The sequence below is a fragment of the Daejeonella sp. genome (genome assembly GCF_037719425.1).
GTDB lineage: Bacteria > Bacteroidota > Bacteroidia > Sphingobacteriales > Sphingobacteriaceae > Daejeonella.
Window position 1 is genome coordinate 55,631 of the sequence record NZ_JBBJNI010000002.1, and the last position, 19,398, is coordinate 75,028.

Genomic DNA, 19,398 nt, shown 5'->3' on the forward strand with positions numbered 1-19,398 from the left:
GCTGGCTTGAACAAGTGGTCAAAAGAAACTAAAACTTTTAAACGATATGTGAAATCAGGTGCCAATTCGATTAACGATAATACGGTTCGCTCCATCCACCAAACGGCGGATGGTAAATTATACATTGGAACTGAAAAGGGGCTGAATATTTTTTATATAAAGGAAAATAGATTTACCTCCTACACTGTAAAAAACAATGATCCTTACAGTATTAGTGATAATGCGATTTATACTATTTTTAAGGATAGGGAAGGCGGTATGTGGACAGGCACTTATTTTGGAGGGGTAAACTACTTCAGAGAAAAGAGCTCAGGTTTTGAATTATATTATCCAACTGGTGACGCCAATTCTCTATCAGGAAATGCTGTTAGTGGATTTCTTGAAGATAAGCCCGGCTTTTTTTGGGTGGCTACGGAAGATGGCGGACTTAATTATTTCAATTCTTACACAAAAACATTCAGGCAGTATCCGTTCAAGCCAGGTCAGCAAAAATTATCCTATCATAATATTCACTCCCTGCTCAAGGATAAAAGCGGAAATATTTGGATAGGAACTTTTACGGGTGGCTTAAATGTGTATAACCCGCGCAGCGGAAAGGTCAAGAATTATAAACACAATGCCAGCAATGAGACATCACTTAGTAACAACTCAATTTATTCTATAACCCAGGACAAGAGTGGCAATATTTGGGTAGGAACAGTTTATGGGTTAAATATGTACGATCCGACCAATGATAATTTCAGAAGAATTAAAGATCTGAATATGGACAAAGAGTGCATATATGCCATTCATGAAGATGATTCGGGGAATATATGGTTTGCAACGTATGACAGTGGGTTGGTTGGAAAGAATAAAAAAGCCGGGCGGTGGGTGAAATATTCTACGAGGAAAGATGGAAAATCAATCAGCTCTAATAAGGTTATTTCGATGTTTGACGATCGTGCCGGGAACCTATGGCTTGGTACTGATGGAGGTGGCTTAAACGTTTTTAATATAATTAACCGCACATTCAGATATATAGGCAGCCAAGAAGGTATAAATAGTGATGTTATATATGGTATCGTGCAGGATAAGTCTAACAACATTTGGCTATCGACTAATAACGGACTATACCGGTATGACATTAGTGCCCGGAAGAGCCTTCATTACACCAAATGGGATAATCTTCAAAGCAAACAGTTCAATTATAAGAGCTCATATGTCGCGTCAGATGGAAAGTTTTATTTCGGTGGAATAAAGGGATTTAATTCCTTTTATCCAGATAGCATTGAGGCTGTAAATTATCCGCCTCGTGTAGTATTAACAAATTTTCAACTCTTTAATAAAAACGTAGAAATTGGTCAGGAAGATAGCCCTCTTCAAAAGATTATCAACTTTGAAAAAAGTGTCACACTCAGGGATTATCAGTCAGTCATAAGTTTTGAGTATGCGGCCTTAAGCTATATAGCTCCTCAAAAAACTGAGTATGCTTACAAAATGGAGGGATTTGACGAAAGCTGGAATTATGTTGGGGATCAGCGCAAAGCTGCCTATACAAATTTGCCGGCCGGCGATTACGTTTTTAAAATTAAAGCTACAGACAATGCAGGCAACTGGAGTAATGAAACTATTTTAAATGTCAAGGTCCTTTACCCTTTTTATAAAACTCCGTTAGCCTATTTAATTTACCTGGTCATCATCATTGCCGGAGTAGTAATGGCACGCAAATATCTTCTGGAACAGTCGGATAAAAGAAATCAGATAAGGCTTGAAAGATTAAAAAACAAAGAGGAGCAGGAATTCTATAAACAAAAGATAGATTTTTTTACAACGATGGCTCACGAAATTCGCACTCCTTTGTCTCTTATTACAGCCCCATTGGAAAGATTAATGAATTTCCAGAATCTGGATCCGGCTGTCAATGAGCAACTACAGACCATGGATGAAAATTCGGAACGTTTGCAGACATTGGTTACCCAGTTGCTCGATTTCAGAAGAATAGAAAGTGACGTCTACGAGATCCATAGAGAGAAAATAGAGATTGTTGCCATGGTGCAATCTCTGTTCACCAGGTTTTACCCCGCAGCTTATCAAAAGGGAATCAAGTTTTCAATAGAGACAAAAATTTCGCATCTCAATGTAGATGCAGATCCGGAAGCGATTACGAAGATCTTAAGTAACTTGTTAATTAATGCCTTTAAATTTACCCGAACCAAAGTCAAGTTAAAAGTCCTCGAGCCGGCAATGGACGATTTTGGCCAAGCGGTGTTTTCGGTAAGTGTAGAAGATGACGGAATAGGTATACCGAAGGATCAGGTTGATAATATTTTCAAAAAGTTCTTTAAAGTTTCTTCCGGGCAATATGATTATAACAATTTAGGGGGGACTGGTATTGGCCTGGCATTAGCTAAATCTTTGTCGGAAAAACACGATGGCAAGTTGCTTGTAGAAAGCATCGAAGGGAAGAAAACGGTCTTCACCGTCCAAATCCCGTTTGCTGAAGATATTGCAAGTGTAAAAATTGATAAGAAAAACACTTCGGCCCCGGGGCATAATGAAGATGGCAATCAACTAATTTTGGTTGCAGAAGATGATCTGTCAATGATCAATTTTATAATCAAAAGCCTCAACTCCGAAGGATATAAAGCTATTGGAGCTCGTAATGGGAAACAGGCATTAAAGTTACTGGAGGACCATCATGTTGATTTGATTGTATCAGATGTTATGATGCCTGGAACAGATGGCATGGAGTTGTGTAAAACCATTAAGAATGATATTAATTTCAGCCACATCCCATTCATCCTGTTAACAGCAAAGGCTAATTCGGAGGCGGAGATTTTGGGGTTTGAGAATGGTGCGGACGCATTTATTGTGAAACCGTTTAAATGGAAACATGTATCTGTTGTGATCAAAAATTTGCTGGATTCACGAATTAAATTGAAAGATAAATTCAGCCAGCAACCTCTTTCTGATCTAAATGCGTTGACAACTAATAATCGGGACAGTAGATTTATCCAGAAACTGATGTCAATTATTGAAGAACGTATTACAGATCCGCAGCTGTCTGTAGTCGAACTAAGTAAGGAAATGGCAATGAGCCGGTCATCTCTTCATAAGAAGCTAAAATCTATGACAGGAAGTGTGCCCAATGAATTTGTCCGATTAATCCGTCTGAAACATGCCGCAAAATTATTAGCCCTGCATGAATACAACGTGTCAGAAATTGGATATCTGGTGGGGTTTAATTCGCACTCATATTTCTCAAAGTGTTTCTATCAGCAATTTAATCAAACTCCTTCTGAATTTGCTGAAAAGAAAAGAGAACCAACTCCTGTGTCGTAAAGGGAAACAAAAGTTTTAGCTTATGCGACAAACCTTATACTCACTTGGTATAGGTTGGCATATCTTGTATAAGATTCCTTAATGATTATTTATGAAACGTTATATCCCTTTTTTTTCATCTATTCTTGTCCTCCTTACCATATTTAGTTCGCAGGCTCAAATCAGAGATGCTCAAATTCCAACACAAGGCCAAAAGCCTAATGTGATTTTCATAGTGGTTGACGACATGAACTCGTGGAGTGTTATAAATGATTACCCCGTTTTGAAAGTCCCAAACATTAAAAAACTTGTGTCACAGTCGTACTATTTTAGCAATGCTTCCTGCGCTGCACCTGTTTGTATCCCTTCACGTGCCTCTTTTTTTAGTGGGCTCTATCCACATAATACGGGAGTGTATACTAATGGCCCGGACGTATGGAGTAGTTCAAAAAAGCTTATAGAAGTTGAGGCTATGCCTGAGCTTTTTAAGAAAAATGGATATACTACCTGGGGCCGAGGGAAGACCTTTCATGTCGCTCTACCCGGCACAAGAGAACAGGATATGTTCGACAACAAAGTTTATAATGGCGGGTTTGGTCCTTTTGCTGCGAGAGAATTATGGCCTGGTAACAGTAACTGGTATGGAATCCAACCATGGGAAGGGCCTGATACGGATTTTCCTGATGTGAAAAATGCAAATGCTGCGATGGAGTTTATAAGCCAAAAACATGAGAAGCCTTTTTTCATGTTTTATGGAATGTACCGTCCTCATACCCCTTATACGGCACCTAAACGTTTTATGGATATGTACAAGGATTCCAAAATTACTCTCCCATCTGGATTTATGGAAAATGATCTGGATGATGTTCCTGAAATGGGGAAGGAGTTAGTTGATGGAATGAAATCTTTAAGAACACAGGGTTTGACTAAAGAAGAGGCGTTATTAAAATATCTGAAAGCCTATTGTGCCAACTATACTTTTGCTGATTGGAATCTGGGTAGAGTACTGGATGAGTTGGATAAAAGCCCTTATGCTAAAAATACAATTGTTGTTTTTTGTTCTGATAATGGATTTCATAATGGCTCAAAAGGGCACTGGACGAAGAGTACCTTATGGGAACAGGCTGATGCGGTTCCATTTTTGATCCGCTTGCCAGGTGGTAAAGCTTACAAATGTCCGCAGCCCATCACCCTGGTCGATATTTATCCTACCCTTGTTGAATACTGCGGATTAACGCCGCCGAAGCAGAAGTTAGATGGAGTTAGTCTGGTGCCTATCTTGAAAAACCCAAAATATGAGTGGGACAGACCCGGTTTAACAACTTATGGCGAAGGGTATTCATCTGTGCGCAGCGAGCAATACCGGTACATCAGATATCCCGATGGGACAGAAGAGCTTTATGATCATTATAAAGACCCTTACGAACATAGAAATTTAGCAAGTAAGCCAGACATGAAACCGGTAATATCAAAACTGGCCAAAAATGTACCAGTTCACTTCGAAAAAACAGTACCTTCCAAGGCTTCTGTTAAGGGCAAAAAGGCTAAAGATCCTGATGAGGGGTAAGAGGGACAGGAAGCACAAAATTTCTAGAATATGCTACAATTGTGATATAGTTTATTTTGATTCCTGGTTAAAATTGTTCCTGGTTAATTATTGTCCGTCTGTATGTACAGCCGGCCTGGCGTCATACCCTAAAAACAAAATATAAAAATGAAACCATCATGATTTTTCCATCACACAGTGGAATGAATAAAATCATGATAGCCCTGCCTACCGGCCGGCAGGTTCATCACCTTTAAAAAACAAATTATATACAGATGAAAATAAGCTTTTCTATAATCGCGCTTTTATTTACGGGTCTAATCCTTAGCGCGCAGGAGAATACTACCAATCCAGGGAATATGAAGACCCGATGGGGGGTTGAAGTAACCCCTGAAAATGCCTGGAGGCAATACCCCCGCCCTCAATTGGTGAGGGAAGAATGGAAAAATTTAAATGGCTTATGGGAGTATTCGATAAAGCCTAAAGCCGAAAATGCACCTCAGGGTTATGACGGTAAAATACTGGTTCCTTTTGCTGCCGAATCAACACTGTCGGGCGTGGGAAAAATGGTGATGCCGGATCAGAAATTATGGTATAAAACCACATTTCAAGTACCAGATGGATGGAAAAATAAACGTCTATTACTTCATTTTGACGCCGTAGACTGGGAAGCTACCGTTTATATTAATAATGAAAAAGTGGGAACCCACAAAGGCGGTAGTGATCCCTTTGCTTTTGATATTAGTAAATATGTAAAAAAAGGTCCGCAAGAATTGGTGTTGTCGGTATGGGACCCAACTGACACAGAATCACAGGCGAGAGGCAAGCAAGTGCTTACGCCCAGGGGAATCTGGTACACTCCGGTTACCGGAATCTGGCAAACAGTATGGCTTGAGCCAGTGGGAAAAACACATATTAAGTCTATAGTGCCTGAAGCCGATATCGATAATAAAAAGATACTTATAAAAAATCAATTGGAAGGGTCTACTGGCAAGGAAAAGCTTATAGTTAAAGTTTTAAAGAACGGTAAAGTGATCGCTGAAAAATCGGCCCTGGCTAGTGCCGTATTAGAAATTGATATTCCTGAACCTGATTTGTGGACTCCGTACAATCCCGCGTTGTATCATCTCGATATCCAGTTAACCGACGGAAGTCGGGTTATTGACAAGGCAACTTCTTACTTCGCGATGCGAAAAATATCGACCGGTAAAGATGAGTTTGGCTATGAGCGCCTGATGTTAAATAACAAGCCAGTTTTCCAGTATGGAACATTGGATCAGGGCTGGTGGCCTGACGGTCTTTTAACTCCGCCCTCTGACGAAGCGATGCGTTTTGATATGGATGTGCTTAAGGATATGGGTTTTAACATGCTGCGTAAGCATATCAAAGTTGAGCCGTCAAGGTATTATTATTATGCGGATTCCATTGGCTTGTTAGTTTGGCAGGATATGCCTTCAGGGTTTAAAACTTCTGAAGCTAATGTTCAGCATGTTAAAGCAGAGGCAAAAGAAGACTGGAACAGGCCGAAAGAGTCGGGCATTCAGTTTGAACAGGAATGGAAATCTATTATGGATCATCTGCGGTTTTTTCCTTCTATTGTTGTTTGGGTTCCATTTAATGAGGGCTGGGGACAATATGAGACGAAACGCGTTGTGGAATGGACCCAGAAGTATGATCCTTCGAGAGTTGTAAACGGTGTTAGCGGCTGGACAGATCGTAACGTAGGCGCGATGAACGATGCGCACCAATATCCCGGACCAGCAATGGAGCCTGCTGAGCAAAATCCAGGAAGAGTGATTGTTTTAGGAGAATTCGGTGGGTTGGGGCTTCCCCTTGAAGGGCATTTGTGGAATACCAAAATGCGTAATTGGGGGTACAGGACTTACTTCGGAAAGGATACTTTAATCAAGGAATATGCAACGCTGATGCACAACCTTTACCCGATGAAAAACCGTGGCCTATCTGCGGCCATTTACACACAAACCACCGATGTTGAAGGAGAAGTTAATGGGCTTATGACTTATGATCGCAAAGTGATTAAATTTAACCCTGGATTGATGCGGATGTTACACTATCCTCTGTATAAAGACCCTGTAAAGTCAGAAACGATATTCTTTGACTCAGAAGTGAGCCCGCAAAAACTGATGATAACCAATGCAGGTTTAAATGGAAAAACGAGCGATCTTGTATTTTCTTCAGTATCTGCTCCCGTTATGTTGAAAAAGGGGGAGTTTCGGCGCGCGGAAAAAATATTCAATTTAGATAAGATACCTCAAAACATTCAGTTGCGTCTCTTGACGCATGCCGATGTCAAAGTTTATTTGAATGGTCAGCTGGTAGTGAATAAATTTATCAATACCAAACGTCACTACGATGAAATAAATTTAAGTGAATTTTTGGGCTACCTGAAAAAGACAGACAATAAGCTATTGGTTGAGATCAATGATATCAAATCCAATTCTGCTTTTGATTTTGGGTTATATTCCTATTGAGTTCTTAAAAATCAAAAATGAAATGTAAATCGTTTTTATTACTCATCACATTAATTTATGCAGTCGTAGCATCAGCTTTTTCCCAGATAAATAAGCGGCCTAATATCATACTTATCATGGCTGATGATCTCGGTTATTCTGATCTGGGATGTTATGGTGGTGAGATTGAGACTCCGAATCTTGATTACCTGGCGACAAACGGAATACGATTTACTCAATTCTATAATACTTCACGTTGCTGCCCAAGCAGGGCATCACTCCTTACCGGCCTTTACAATCACCAGGCCGGAATTGGCGAAATGTCAGAAAACAGGAATTTGCCTGGTTATCAGGGTCATCTTGGAGATAATGCTGTTACGATAGCCGAAGTGCTTAAAGGATCAGGATACAATACCGCAATGACAGGTAAATGGCATGTTTCAAATACGATAGTTCAGGACGATCCAAAAGCTCAATTGAAGTGGTTAAACCATCAGGCCTACCATCCTTTTTTCTCGCCCGTGGAGCAATATCCTACAAACCGTGGGTTTGATAAATTTTTTGGGACCCTATGGGGAGTCGTCGACTTTTTTGACCCTTTTAGTCTGGTAAGCGGTACAACCCCGGTTAAGACAGTTCCGGCGAATTATTATCATACCGATGCTATTAACGATACCGCTTCTGTGTATATCCGCGATTTTGCGAAAAAGAAGAAACCATTTTTCTTATATATAGCTGAAAATGCACCGCATTGGCCTTTGCAGGCAAAACCAGCGGAAATTGAAAAGTATAAAAACACCTACAAAGCTGGTTGGGATGTTATCCGGGAAGCCCGATATAAAAAGATGGTCCGGTTAGGGATTATAGATCCGGTTAAAGCTCCTCTTTCAGAACGCCTGAACAGCGATTTAAAATGGGAGGATAATCCGGATAAGGAGTGGGATGCAAGGGCAATGGCAGTTCACGCAGCGATGGTTGATATTATGGACCAGGGTATTGGAAGGATAATTAAAACATTGAAGGAAACAGGGCAGTTAGACAACACGGTAATTTTATTTTTAAGCGATAATGGTGCTAGCCCAGAGAATAGTGCCAGATATGGCCCCGGGTTTGACCGGCCCGGCGAAACCAGAACCGGGCAGATAATTGACTACCCAGTCAACAAAAAGATTTTGCCAGGCTCCCAGCTTACTTTTGCATCCATCGGACCACGATGGGCAAACGTAAGCAATACACCTTATCGCTTTGCGAAAGAAGAATCGTATGAAGGTGGTGTGCATACTCCGCTTATTGCCTTTTATCCAAAGGGAATGTCGGCAAAAAAGGGAAGTCTTAGCAGTCAGGTTGGACATGTAATGGACTTTATGGCGACAGTTATTGACCTCAGTGGCGCTAAATATCCTGAAGTTTATAGGGGAAATAGTATTTCACCCATGGAAGGCATTAGTCTCTTGCCTGCAATTAAGGGAAATAGAGTTAACGGGCATTCTGAGTTATTCAACGAACATTTTGGTGCAAGATATGTGCGTTCTGGCGATTGGAAATTAGTTTCCACTAAACTTGATTCAACCTGGCGCTTATATCAGATAAGTAAAGATCAGACAGAAATAAATAACCTTTCTGAAAAACATCCCGACAAGGTGAAGACCTTGAATGATTTGTGGTACAAATGGGCGAATAGTCATAACGTATTTCCAAAACCAGTTAAAGCTGTAAAAAAATAAGAATATCATTCCCATTTTCAGGTAGGAGATCCATGAGCACGTAAACCGGTGATTAATTTATGAAACAGATTATAGTACTTCTATCCTTAGTCTTTTTGAATTTTGATGTTTCAACTGCACAATCGTGGCAGCCGGTAGGCAATAAAATAAAAACCCGCTGGGCAAAAGATGTGAATCCTTCGAATGCGTGGCAGCAATATCCGAGGCCACAATTAGTTAGAGATGATTGGCAGAATCTGAATGGTTTATGGGATTATGCCATCCTGCCTAAAGGCAACAAAGCTCCGAATATTTTTCAGGGAAAAATATTAGTCCCTTTTGCTGTTGAATCGAGTCTTTCAGGGGTAGGTAAACCACTTACCCCGGATGATGAATTATGGTATAAAACAAAATTCAAAGTTCCGGCAGCTTGGGGTAGCAAAAGAGTTCTGTTACATTTCGGTGCTGTAGACTGGCAATCATCCATATTTGTTAATGGCAAATTAGCTGGTGAGCATACCGGGGGCTCAGATCCATTCAGTATTGATATTACAAGCTATTTGGCGTCGTCAGATAATGAATTGGTGGTAAAAGTATGGGATCCAACGGATTCAGGTATACAAGCCAGAGGTAAACAAGTGTTAAAACCATTCGGATTCTGGTATACTGCCGTTTCAGGGATTTGGCAAACGACCTGGCTAGAACCTGTAAATCCTACTAGTATCGCTACAATTACCCCGGAGGCTGATATTGATCGCGAAATAATAAATCTGAAGTCGATATTAACCAATGTGCAAGGCGGTGAGCAGGTTAGTATTAAAATCTTCAGTCAGGGAAGCCTGATAAAAGAATTATCCGCCCCTTATCAGGATAATATTCAGATAAGACTGCCTGGGGTCAAATTGTGGAGCCCTGAAAAGCCCAATTTATACCAGTTCCAGATTGAGATCAGGCGTTATAATAAATTACTGGATAAGGCGAATTCATATTTTGCCATGCGGAAAATTTCCATGGGGAAGGATGAATATGGGAATCTTCGCCTTCATCTTAATAATAAGATATTATTTCAATGGGGGGTTTTAGATCAGGGCTGGTGGCCCGAAAGTTTACTTACCCCACCTACTGCTGAGGCTATGCTTTATGACATGCAGGTAGTAAAAAGTATGGGCTTTAATATGATCAGGAAACATATTAAAGTAGAACCAGCCAGGTACTATTATCAAGCAGATTCCCTCGGTTTGTTACTTTGGCAGGATATGCCGAGTGGTTTCAATAGAATTAACGATCCGGTCCAGCATGTAAAATTTGATGCTGCAGAAGACTGGGCAAGACCTAAAGAATCAGCAACGCAATTCGAAAAGGAGTGGAAATCAATTATCGACAATTTGAAATTCTTCCCTTCAATTGTTGTTTGGGTCCCATTTAACGAAGGGTGGGGGCAGTATGATAGCAAAAGAGTCGTTGAATGGACTAAAAAGTATGACCCCACCAGGCTGGTAGATGGCATAAGCGGATGGACTGATCGTAAAGTAGGTGATATGTATGATGCACATCAGTATCCCGGCCCCTCCATGGAACCGGCGATACAAAACCCGGGACGTACCATGGTATTAGGAGAGTTTGGTGGATTAGGCTGGCCTATTCAGGATCATTTATGGAATCGGGACAGCAAAAATTGGGGATATCGTACTTATTTTTCCCGTGATAAATTTTTGGAGGAGTATTCAAAACTAATAGCGAATGTTCAACCGCTTATTTCACGAGGACTTTCCAGTGCAATTTACACGCAGACCTCAGATGTGGAGCTGGAAGTTAATGGGTTAATGACTTACGACCGCGAGATTATTAAATTACCGGCAGAACAAGCGTGGAAACTTCATAATCCATTGTTTAATGCACCTAAAGGCGAGCCAAAATTTTTGGTTAATGACTCTGAAATATCACCATCAAAATTAAATATATCCTTTGAGCAACCTTCGGCAGGCTGGAACAGGCAAATGTCTTCTGATGAGAAATTTGAAACTTTGACCGGTCCGGCTAAAGTAAAAAAAGGCCAGTCATTATGGGCTGTAGGAAGTTTTAAAAAACCTTCCAAAGCATTAAATCTCGCTATGAAATTATATGCGCAGGGCGATTTAACGATTTATCTGAACGGAAATGTTATTTATAAAAATGAAAAAATCTTAACAAAACGTCATTATGACGAATTTAACATGACTGAATACTCAAAGTATTTGAGGGAAGGTCAAAATGTAATTGGCCTGGAATTGAAAAATGCAGAGGCTGACTCTGATTTTGATTTTGGATTGTTTCAGTACTAAAAATATCCGAGCAGCGGTCCCGGTTTCAAAAAGGGAAGAGTGCAGGTTAGATAATTATAAATCATAAAATAATGGCTAAGACATTTAAAAATGCTTTTTCGCGGGTTTTACTTTCAGGACTTGCGGTGTCTGTACTTGCATGTTCGTCCAGCAATAAACCGATGGTCATGAAAGCGGCCACTCTTACAAAGCCTAATATCATATTTATTCTTACGGATGATCTGGGATATTCGGACTTGGGTTGTTACGGGAATACATTTAATGAAACACCAAACATTGATAAACTTGCTTCTCAAGGACTGAAGTTTAAAACCTGCTATGCTGCAGCTCCGGTTTGTTCACCTTACCGCGCTGCGCTAATGACCGGGCAATATCCTGCTCGTGTAGGCATTACCGATTATTTGAGGCCTAACTCCGGAGAACATCTAAATACTGCACATACCACGCTGGCAGAAATGTTTGTCGCGAATGGTTATCAAACTGGTATTGTCGGGAAGTGGCATCTTTCGGGTTATACCAGAGCAGGGGCTCCAGAAGAAACGTTGCCTGATAAGCATGGCTTTAATGAGGTGATGGTTAGTGAGAACGAAGGGATTGCTGAGGGCTGGTATTACCACCCCTACTTGTTTAATAAAGATATTCAGAAGAAACTACCGGGTCAGCGGGAGTACCTTACCGATCGCCAAAACATTGAGGCGGTAGAATTTATCGACAGAAATAAAGACAAACCATTTTTTCTCTATCTGAGTCATTATGCAGTCCATACTACTTTGCATGGGAAGCCTGAAATAGTTGATCGTTTCCGGAGGAAGGCTGGTGCAGGAACTAGTCCGCCAACTAAGGGAAATGAAGCAAACGATCTCTATAAAAGATGGCCGGCAGATTCGCGAGCTAAAATAAATAATCCCCATCTGGCTGCACAATTGTTTGTTGTTGATCAGGGAGTGGGAATGATTATGAAGAAATTAATAAGCCTCGGACTTGATAAAAATACGATCATCATTTTCACTAGTGACAATGGAGGTGAAACGACAGTAACAACCAATTCTCCCCTACGTGCTGGTAAAAGTACCTTGTATGAAGGCGGTGTTACTGAGCCTCTGGTGATTTGGAATCCATCACTATTTAGTAAGCCCGGGACGATTACCGAGCCCGTTGTTACCTTTGATTTTTATCCTACGTTTATGGAACTGATTCAAGCTAGATCAAACAATCAAAAACTTGATGGAGTTTCATTTGCCGGGTTATTAAAAAACCCATCTTCGGTGTTGCCGGAACGTAATTTTTATTGGAATTACCCCCTGCAAAATCCCCATTTTCTCGGGGGCCGCTCTGCATCCAGCGTTCGTAAAGGTGATTGGAAACTGATCGAATTTTATGATAAGAATGAATTTGAGTTGTACAATCTTAAAAACGACAGGCAGGAAAGTAATGATCTCGCAGCATCGAATCCCGCCAAGGTTGACGAATTGAAAAGAGATTTAACAAGTTGGAGAACTGAAGTTAAAGCAAAAACAAAATAATGCATCAGGCATAGCTATAGGTAAAATGAAACCTGCATGAGCTTACCGCCCCCACAACGACATGAATATAAGCCTGCCTACCGGCAGGCAGGTTCATCACCTTTAAAGTTAATTTATATACAGATGAAAAATTTAATGCTTTTGGCCGTAACTGTATGTGGTTGCTTAATCGCGCAGGCTCAGAGCACGCCATCCAGGCCAAATATTATTTTAATAATGGCCGACGACCTGACCTATAATGACATTGAACCTTACGGCAGCAAGCAAGTGCATACCCCCAATATAGCGCGGCTGGCAAAGGAGGGTATTTGTCTGGACAACATGTTTACATCCACAGCAATGTGTGCTCCAACACGTCAGCAGCTTATGACAGGCCTGTATCCAGTGCGGAATGGCGCCTATCCCAACCACAGCGAAGTTTATAAAAATACGCGAAGCATTGCTCATTACATGAAGGATCTGGGTTACAACACCGCGTTGATTGGCAAGCAGCATTACGGACCTGTTCAATCTTTCCCATATGATTTCCTGGGAGGCAGAAATGGAGATAATGGTAATGGTCAGGATATAGATTTAAAGATTGCGGAAGATTACATTAAAAAGTCAAAAGGTAAGCCCTATCTACTTGTTGTTACTAGTAATCAGCCTCACACCCCCTGGAATAGAGGAAATGCTTCAGCCTACCCCCCTGAAAAAATTAAACTTCCGCCAGGATTCGAAGATACTCCGCTTACCCGGAAAAGCATGTCGAGCTATTTTGCGGAAATCACTTATTTGGATAGCCTTGTCGGAGTCTGTCTGGATATGGTAGAAAGGTCCGGGCAAAAACAGAACACTTTGGTTATGTTTACGAGTGAGCAGGGTTCATCATTTCCTTTTGGAAAATGGACTAACTACGATCAGGGTCTTAAAACAGCTTTTATTGCACGCTGGCCGGGTAAAATTAAGCCATCAAGCCGCAACAAAGCCATGACTCAGTATGTTGATGTAGTACCAACATTAATTGACATTGCCGGGGGAAACCCTACAAGTTTGAATACCGGTACTAAGGATGCGAATGGCCGTACAGGCTTTGATGGTAAGAGCTTTAAAAAGGTACTGATGGGGGAAACAAGTAGCTTCAGAAATTATGTTTTCGGCGTACATACAACCCGCGGCATAATCAGTGGGAGCGAAGCTTATGCCATACGTTCTGCACGGAATAATAAATACCTCTATATCCATAACCTGAACTACAAAAGCAAATTTTCCAATGTGGTAACTGAAAGTGCCTTATTGCAGCAATGGATTAAAAAGGATAAAACAGGCCGGGGTAATTTTTATTTGCAGAGACCGGAAGAAGAATTATATGATATAGTCAATGATCCTTATGAACTAGTTAATCTCGCAAAAAAACCAGAATTGAAAGGGGTGATGAATGAGCTAAAATCTCAGTTGGCCTCGTTTATGAAACAGCAGGGTGACTTGGGAGTAGCAACAGAAATGAAAGCAATGGAACGTCAGGCAAAAACCAGTGAAGATTAATATTGATTCCTTAAAGAAACCTAATTATGTTCATTTCTAAATCTTTAAGTTCTGTTATATCCTTGAAGAAAACCCTTTCATTTGGTGTCTTTTTTCTCCTGCTAGCATCTGCGAGTTTCGTTATGGCCAATTCTAATGCTCATGAAGCACCAGACTCGTTGGGTAATATTCCTGCATTGGCCGACCCATGTTTGTTGGAATACGATGGAACGTATTATCTCTATGGCACATCAGATAAAGCGCAGGAAGGCTTTAAAGTATACATGTCTACCGACCTAATAAGTTGGAGCGGAGCAGTCGGCGCTAGAAATGGCTATGCGCTCCATAAATCCGACGCATGGGGGGACAAGTCATTCTGGGCGCCACAGGTTTTCCGGCATAAAAATAAGTTTTATATGGCTTACGCCGCTAATGAGAGTATCGCAATAGCAGAAAGTAATAGTCCTTTGGGGCCATTCACACAAAAGGTAAAGCAGTCTCTTTCTTCTCCCGTAAAACAAATTGATCCATTTGTATTTATTGATGATGATGGCCGGAAGTACTTATATCATGTAAGAGTAGCCAACGGGGGGAACAGAATATTTGTCGCAGAATTAACAAAAAATCTTAAATCTATAAAGCCGGAAACGCTTCGCGAATGTGTAAGTGCAACGGAAGAATGGGAGAATGCTGAACATGCTAAGTGGTCCGTGGCTGAAGGCCCCTCTATATTAAAACATAAGGGACTCTACTACTTAATTTATAGTACAAATCATTTTAGAAGTATCAATTATGCTGTAGGTTATGCGGTGAGTAAAAGCCCTTATGGTCCATGGGAAAAATACTCTGGAAACCCTGTTTTAAGCAGGTCGGATGTTAAACAAAATGGAACAGGACATGGCGATTTTGTAAAAGATAGCCTCGGTAACTTAGTTTACGTTTTTCACACGCATTTTTCTGATACTAGTGTAGCGCCAAGAAGGACGGCTGTAGTGAAAGCCGGTTTCTCCAATGATCCTTCTACAGGCATGGATAAACTCGAAATACATGAGAAAAGCTTTTACTATTTGAACCTAAAAGAATAGCATGAATGTGACAAAAAACACAATCGGAAAAGCAATTTGTTTTGTGGCTATAACAGCATGTTGCGGCACTAATCGTAATGTGTTCGCATTTACAACTCAGGTAGATAAAAGGCCAAACATCGTGCTGATTATGGCAGACGATCTGGGATATTCCGATATAGGTTGTTATGGAAGCGAAATCAGCACGCCTAATCTCGATAGGCTGGCAAAAGGCGGACTACGGTTTTCACAATTTTATAATGCATCACGTTGCTGTCCCACCCGGGCTTCTTTGTTGACCGGGCTTTACAGTCACCAGGCAGGCATGGAAATATGAGCAACGACCAGAACTTACCTGGTTATCGTGGATACTTAACAGAAAATACAGTCACTCTCGCGGAAGTTCTAAAAACAGCAGGGTACCAAACAGGAATGATAGGGAAATGGCACCTATCGAACACACAGGCGCAGACTCCAAAGGAAAAACATCTGGCTTGGCTTAATCATCAGACAAGTTATCCTTTATTTTCGCCGCTTAATCAATATCCTGTTAACCGCGGCTTTGATAAATTCTATGGTACAATATGGGGTGTTGTAAATTTTTTTGATCCTTTCGCCCTGGTAAATGGGACACAGCCTGTTCAATCTGTTGCGAAGGATTATTACTACACAGATGCAATTAATGATAGTGCTTCAAATTATGTCCGGCATTTTAGTGAAAAGAAATCCCCTTTCTTTTTATATGTTGCCCATACAGCTCCCCATTGGCCATTGCACGCTTTGCCGCAAGATATTGAAAAATATAAAGACGTTTATAAATCGGGCTGGGATGTTATAAGGAATGCACGTTATAAAAAAATGATTAACGAAGGATTGTTTAATGCTAAACAAACACCTTTGCCCGGGCGCTGGGATCAGCAGACTAAATGGCCTGAAAACGCAGATAAAGACTGGGATGCTTATGCGATGGCGGTTCGTGCAGCAATGATTGACCGCATGGATAAGGGCATCGGTAGAATTATCCAGACACTAAAAGAAACGGGTCAGCTTGACAATACAGTTATTTTGTTTCTGAGCGATAATGGTGCGAGTTCAGATGATGCTCAGAATTATGGGCCTGGCTTTGACAGGCCTGGTCAAACACGTGCCGGGCAAACTATAGTTTACCCTATAAAGAAACAAGTTTTGCCAGGTGCTGAAACTACATTTGCCTCTACTAATGAAATGTGGAGTAATGTTGCAAACACACCTTTTCGTTATTGGAAAACAAAGGCATTTGAAGGAGGAATCTGTACACCGCTGATTGTATCCTGGCCAGGTGGCCTGAAAGCAAAAAAGGGAAGTGTTACGGCTCAGACTGGTCATGTGATTGATTTTATGGCAACTTTCTCGGAACTGGCAGGAGCCAAATATCCGCTGGTTTTCAAGGGTAACGCGATCACACCTACAGAAGGATTAAGCCTTGTTAAGATATTTAAAGGGGAGCAAAGGCAAGCCCATGAATACTTATTTTTTGAACATTTAAACAGCAAAGCCGTACGCTATGGTGATTGGAAGCTGGTATCATTAAATGAAAAATCTGCCTGGGAACTATATAATTTAAAAGATGATCGTACAGAAACGAACAATTTGGCCAGGCAAAATCCTCAACTGTTAGAAAAGATGAAGACTAAATGGTTCGAGTGGGCGAACAGCAGCAAGGTTCTGCCAAAACCTTTGGCTGCTAATGTAAATTAAAGAATAAGGTTGGAAATCTCTGCGTTTCTGAGCTGAAACAATAAATCACTCATTACCCCCTGTCTACAATAGTTGTAATGTTATGTACAAAACTGGTAGGGAATTTTTATAAATAACGATACCATTGTAGTTAGAGAGATGTAGGCATTTACACGATAATTATTTAATGAAAAAGTTAACACTAATTTTTATTGCCTTATTTCCGGCATTCTGCTTTAGTCAGCAGGTAAAGAAACCCAATATCATTATAATACTTGCAGACGATTTGGGCTGGGGAGATGTCGGTTATCACGGCAGTGATATCAAAACGCCGAATTTAGACAGATTATCTAAAGAAGGAATCGAGTTGAACCGGTATTACACGGCAGCAGTATGCTCGCCAACACGTGCAGGTTTAATGACCGGACGCTATCCAGATCGTTTTGGATTACGTTCAACGGTTATTCCCCCATGGTCTGATTTTGGGGTGAGTACCAATGAGGTATTTCTTCCTGAAATGCTGGCCAAAGTAGGGTATAAAAACCGGGCCATGCTGGGGAAGTGGCACCTTGGACATGCCGAGTTAAAATACCACCCGCTTAAAAGGGGATTCACTCATTTCTATGGACATTTAAATGGAGCCATCGATTATTTCACTCATGAACGCGAGGGCGAACTAGACTGGCATAATGATTTTGCAGCAAGTTACGATAAAGGATATTCAACTGACCTGCTCACTAATGAGGCCGTTAAAAATATTAAAAGCTACAATGGTCAATCGCCGTTTTTTATCTATCTGGCATATAATGCTCCGCATGGTCCACTACAGGCAAAAAAGGAAGATCTGCTGAAATATGGATATGACAAGAGTAAGCCGTCGTTTGGAAAGGTAGATAGGGAGGGTGATAAGGGCAGGGGTAATACACCCCGGCAAACCTATTCAGCCATGGTTACTAATATGGATGAAAATATAGGGCGGATTTTACAGACTTTAAAAGACCTGAAAATTGATAATAATACCCTGGTGCTCTTTCATAGTGATAATGGGGCTGCTCCTGGCGAAGGAAGTACAAGCGGTGAATTAAGAGGAAGTAAGTTTACAGAATGGGAAGGCGGATTGAGGGCTCCTGCAATAATTAAATGGCCTGCTGGATTTAAAGGTTCCAGGACAATAAATCAGGTAACGGGATATGTTGATGTTATGCCCACATTGATGGAAATTGTAGGAATAACAGCAAAGCCTGTGAATCCGTATGATGGAATAAGCATGCTCTCTATATTTACCGGCAAACAGCAGAAAATAGACAGAAATTTTTATTTGGGCTCTGGTGCAATAGTAAACAATAACTGGAAGTTAATTAAGGCGGCAAGCGATAACCCGAAAATGACATTAAAGGAGGATCATTTTTTCAATATATCCGTTGACCCATCTGAAAAACTGAATGTAAGAACTGAAAACTCTGAGATGTATACGAAGCTCAAGACAGAATTAGAGAAATTTGATGCCATTAAGCCAGGCGTTACTGTTCCTCCTTATGGACAGGGCCGGAAAGGGTTTATCGCACCCAAAGAATGGCTTATTAAAAAATAAATTTTTGATCATATTAATCTGCCGTTCCTGAATTAGAGCTATTAAGGTTTCAAAATCATACTAAGAGCCAGTCGAACCTGTAGATTACTAGAAAATCACCAAGTATGAATGTTAATATACCAATCAGGAGAATTCTGGAGTGTTTTGGAAATATATCACTGACAACATCAATCTTAGCCGTGTTTATTTTGACTCTGTCGTTATCCGCCAGAGCCCAGGAGCGTCCTAATATTATCCTGATCCTGGCTGATGATATGGGATATTCAGATTTGGGTAGCTATGGCGGAGAAGTAAAAACTCCTAACCTCGACAAACTGGCTTCCGTTGGAGTAAAATATAAACAGTTTTATAACGCAGCCAGATGTTGTCCTACCCGCGCATCATTAATGACGGGACTTTATCCACACCAGGCAGGAATGGGGTGGATGGCTGCGGCCGATCTCGGTACGCCAGCCTATCAGGATAATTTGAACAATACAAGTGTAACCATTGCCGAAGTATTGAAAACGGCAGGATACGGGACCTACATGACCGGTAAGTGGCACTTGACAAATGAGCGCAAAGTTGATGGAATGGTTACCGGCACCTGGCCGAGACAACGCGGTTTTGATCGTTATTTTGGGATTATCCCGGGCGGTGCTAATTATTACACACCGGTTT

Annotated in this window: 12 protein-coding genes; all 12 read left to right on the forward strand. The window is 41.0% G+C overall.

Annotated features, from left to right (window positions below):
• Positions 1-3,321 (forward strand): two-component regulator propeller domain-containing protein (locus WKF69_RS00605; RefSeq protein WP_340378588.1); only part of this gene is annotated, 3,321 nt, incomplete at its 5' end.
• A gap of 91 nt (positions 3,322-3,412) precedes the next feature.
• Positions 3,413-4,867 carry a sulfatase gene (locus WKF69_RS00610; protein WP_340378590.1) on the forward strand — a complete coding sequence of 485 codons (1,455 nt, stop codon included), beginning with the start codon at positions 3,413-3,415 and terminating at the stop codon, positions 4,865-4,867.
• A 254-nt stretch (positions 4,868-5,121) separates the two neighbouring features.
• Complete coding sequence (locus WKF69_RS00615; protein ID WP_340378592.1) at positions 5,122-7,338, forward strand: sugar-binding domain-containing protein; 2,217 nt, start codon at positions 5,122-5,124, stop codon at positions 7,336-7,338.
• Between the two features lie 17 nt (positions 7,339-7,355).
• Positions 7,356-9,041 (forward strand): arylsulfatase, encoded by a 1,686-nt coding sequence (locus WKF69_RS00620; RefSeq protein WP_340378594.1) that lies wholly within the window; start codon positions 7,356-7,358, stop codon positions 9,039-9,041.
• 59 nt (positions 9,042-9,100) lie between these two features.
• Positions 9,101-11,341: a sugar-binding domain-containing protein gene (locus tag WKF69_RS00625; protein ID WP_340378596.1), complete on the forward strand. Its 2,241-nt coding sequence runs from the start codon at positions 9,101-9,103 to the stop codon at positions 11,339-11,341.
• Between the two features lie 71 nt (positions 11,342-11,412).
• Positions 11,413-12,864 carry a sulfatase gene (locus tag WKF69_RS00630; protein WP_340378598.1) on the forward strand — a complete coding sequence of 484 codons (1,452 nt, stop codon included), beginning with the start codon at positions 11,413-11,415 and terminating at the stop codon, positions 12,862-12,864.
• 36 nt (positions 12,865-12,900) lie between these two features.
• Positions 12,901-14,388: a sulfatase gene (locus WKF69_RS00635; protein WP_340378600.1), complete on the forward strand. Its 1,488-nt coding sequence runs from the start codon at positions 12,901-12,903 to the stop codon at positions 14,386-14,388.
• A 26-nt stretch (positions 14,389-14,414) separates the two neighbouring features.
• Complete coding sequence (locus WKF69_RS00640) at positions 14,415-15,452, forward strand: glycoside hydrolase family 43 protein (protein WP_340378602.1); 1,038 nt, start codon at positions 14,415-14,417, stop codon at positions 15,450-15,452.
• Position 15,453: 1 nt separating this feature from the next.
• Positions 15,454-15,768 (forward strand): sulfatase-like hydrolase/transferase, encoded by a 315-nt coding sequence (locus WKF69_RS00645; protein WP_340378604.1) that lies wholly within the window; start codon positions 15,454-15,456, stop codon positions 15,766-15,768.
• Positions 15,765-17,168: a sulfatase-like hydrolase/transferase gene (locus tag WKF69_RS00650; RefSeq protein WP_340378605.1), complete on the forward strand. Its 1,404-nt coding sequence runs from the start codon at positions 15,765-15,767 to the stop codon at positions 17,166-17,168. Before WKF69_RS00645 ends, WKF69_RS00650 begins: the two co-directional genes overlap by 4 nt.
• Before the next feature lie 166 nt (positions 17,169-17,334).
• Positions 17,335-18,738 (forward strand): sulfatase-like hydrolase/transferase, encoded by a 1,404-nt coding sequence (locus WKF69_RS00655; protein ID WP_340378607.1) that lies wholly within the window; start codon positions 17,335-17,337, stop codon positions 18,736-18,738.
• Between the two features lie 104 nt (positions 18,739-18,842).
• The coding region (locus WKF69_RS00660; protein ID WP_340378609.1) for a sulfatase-like hydrolase/transferase at positions 18,843-19,398 on the forward strand (556 nt) is incomplete at its 3' end.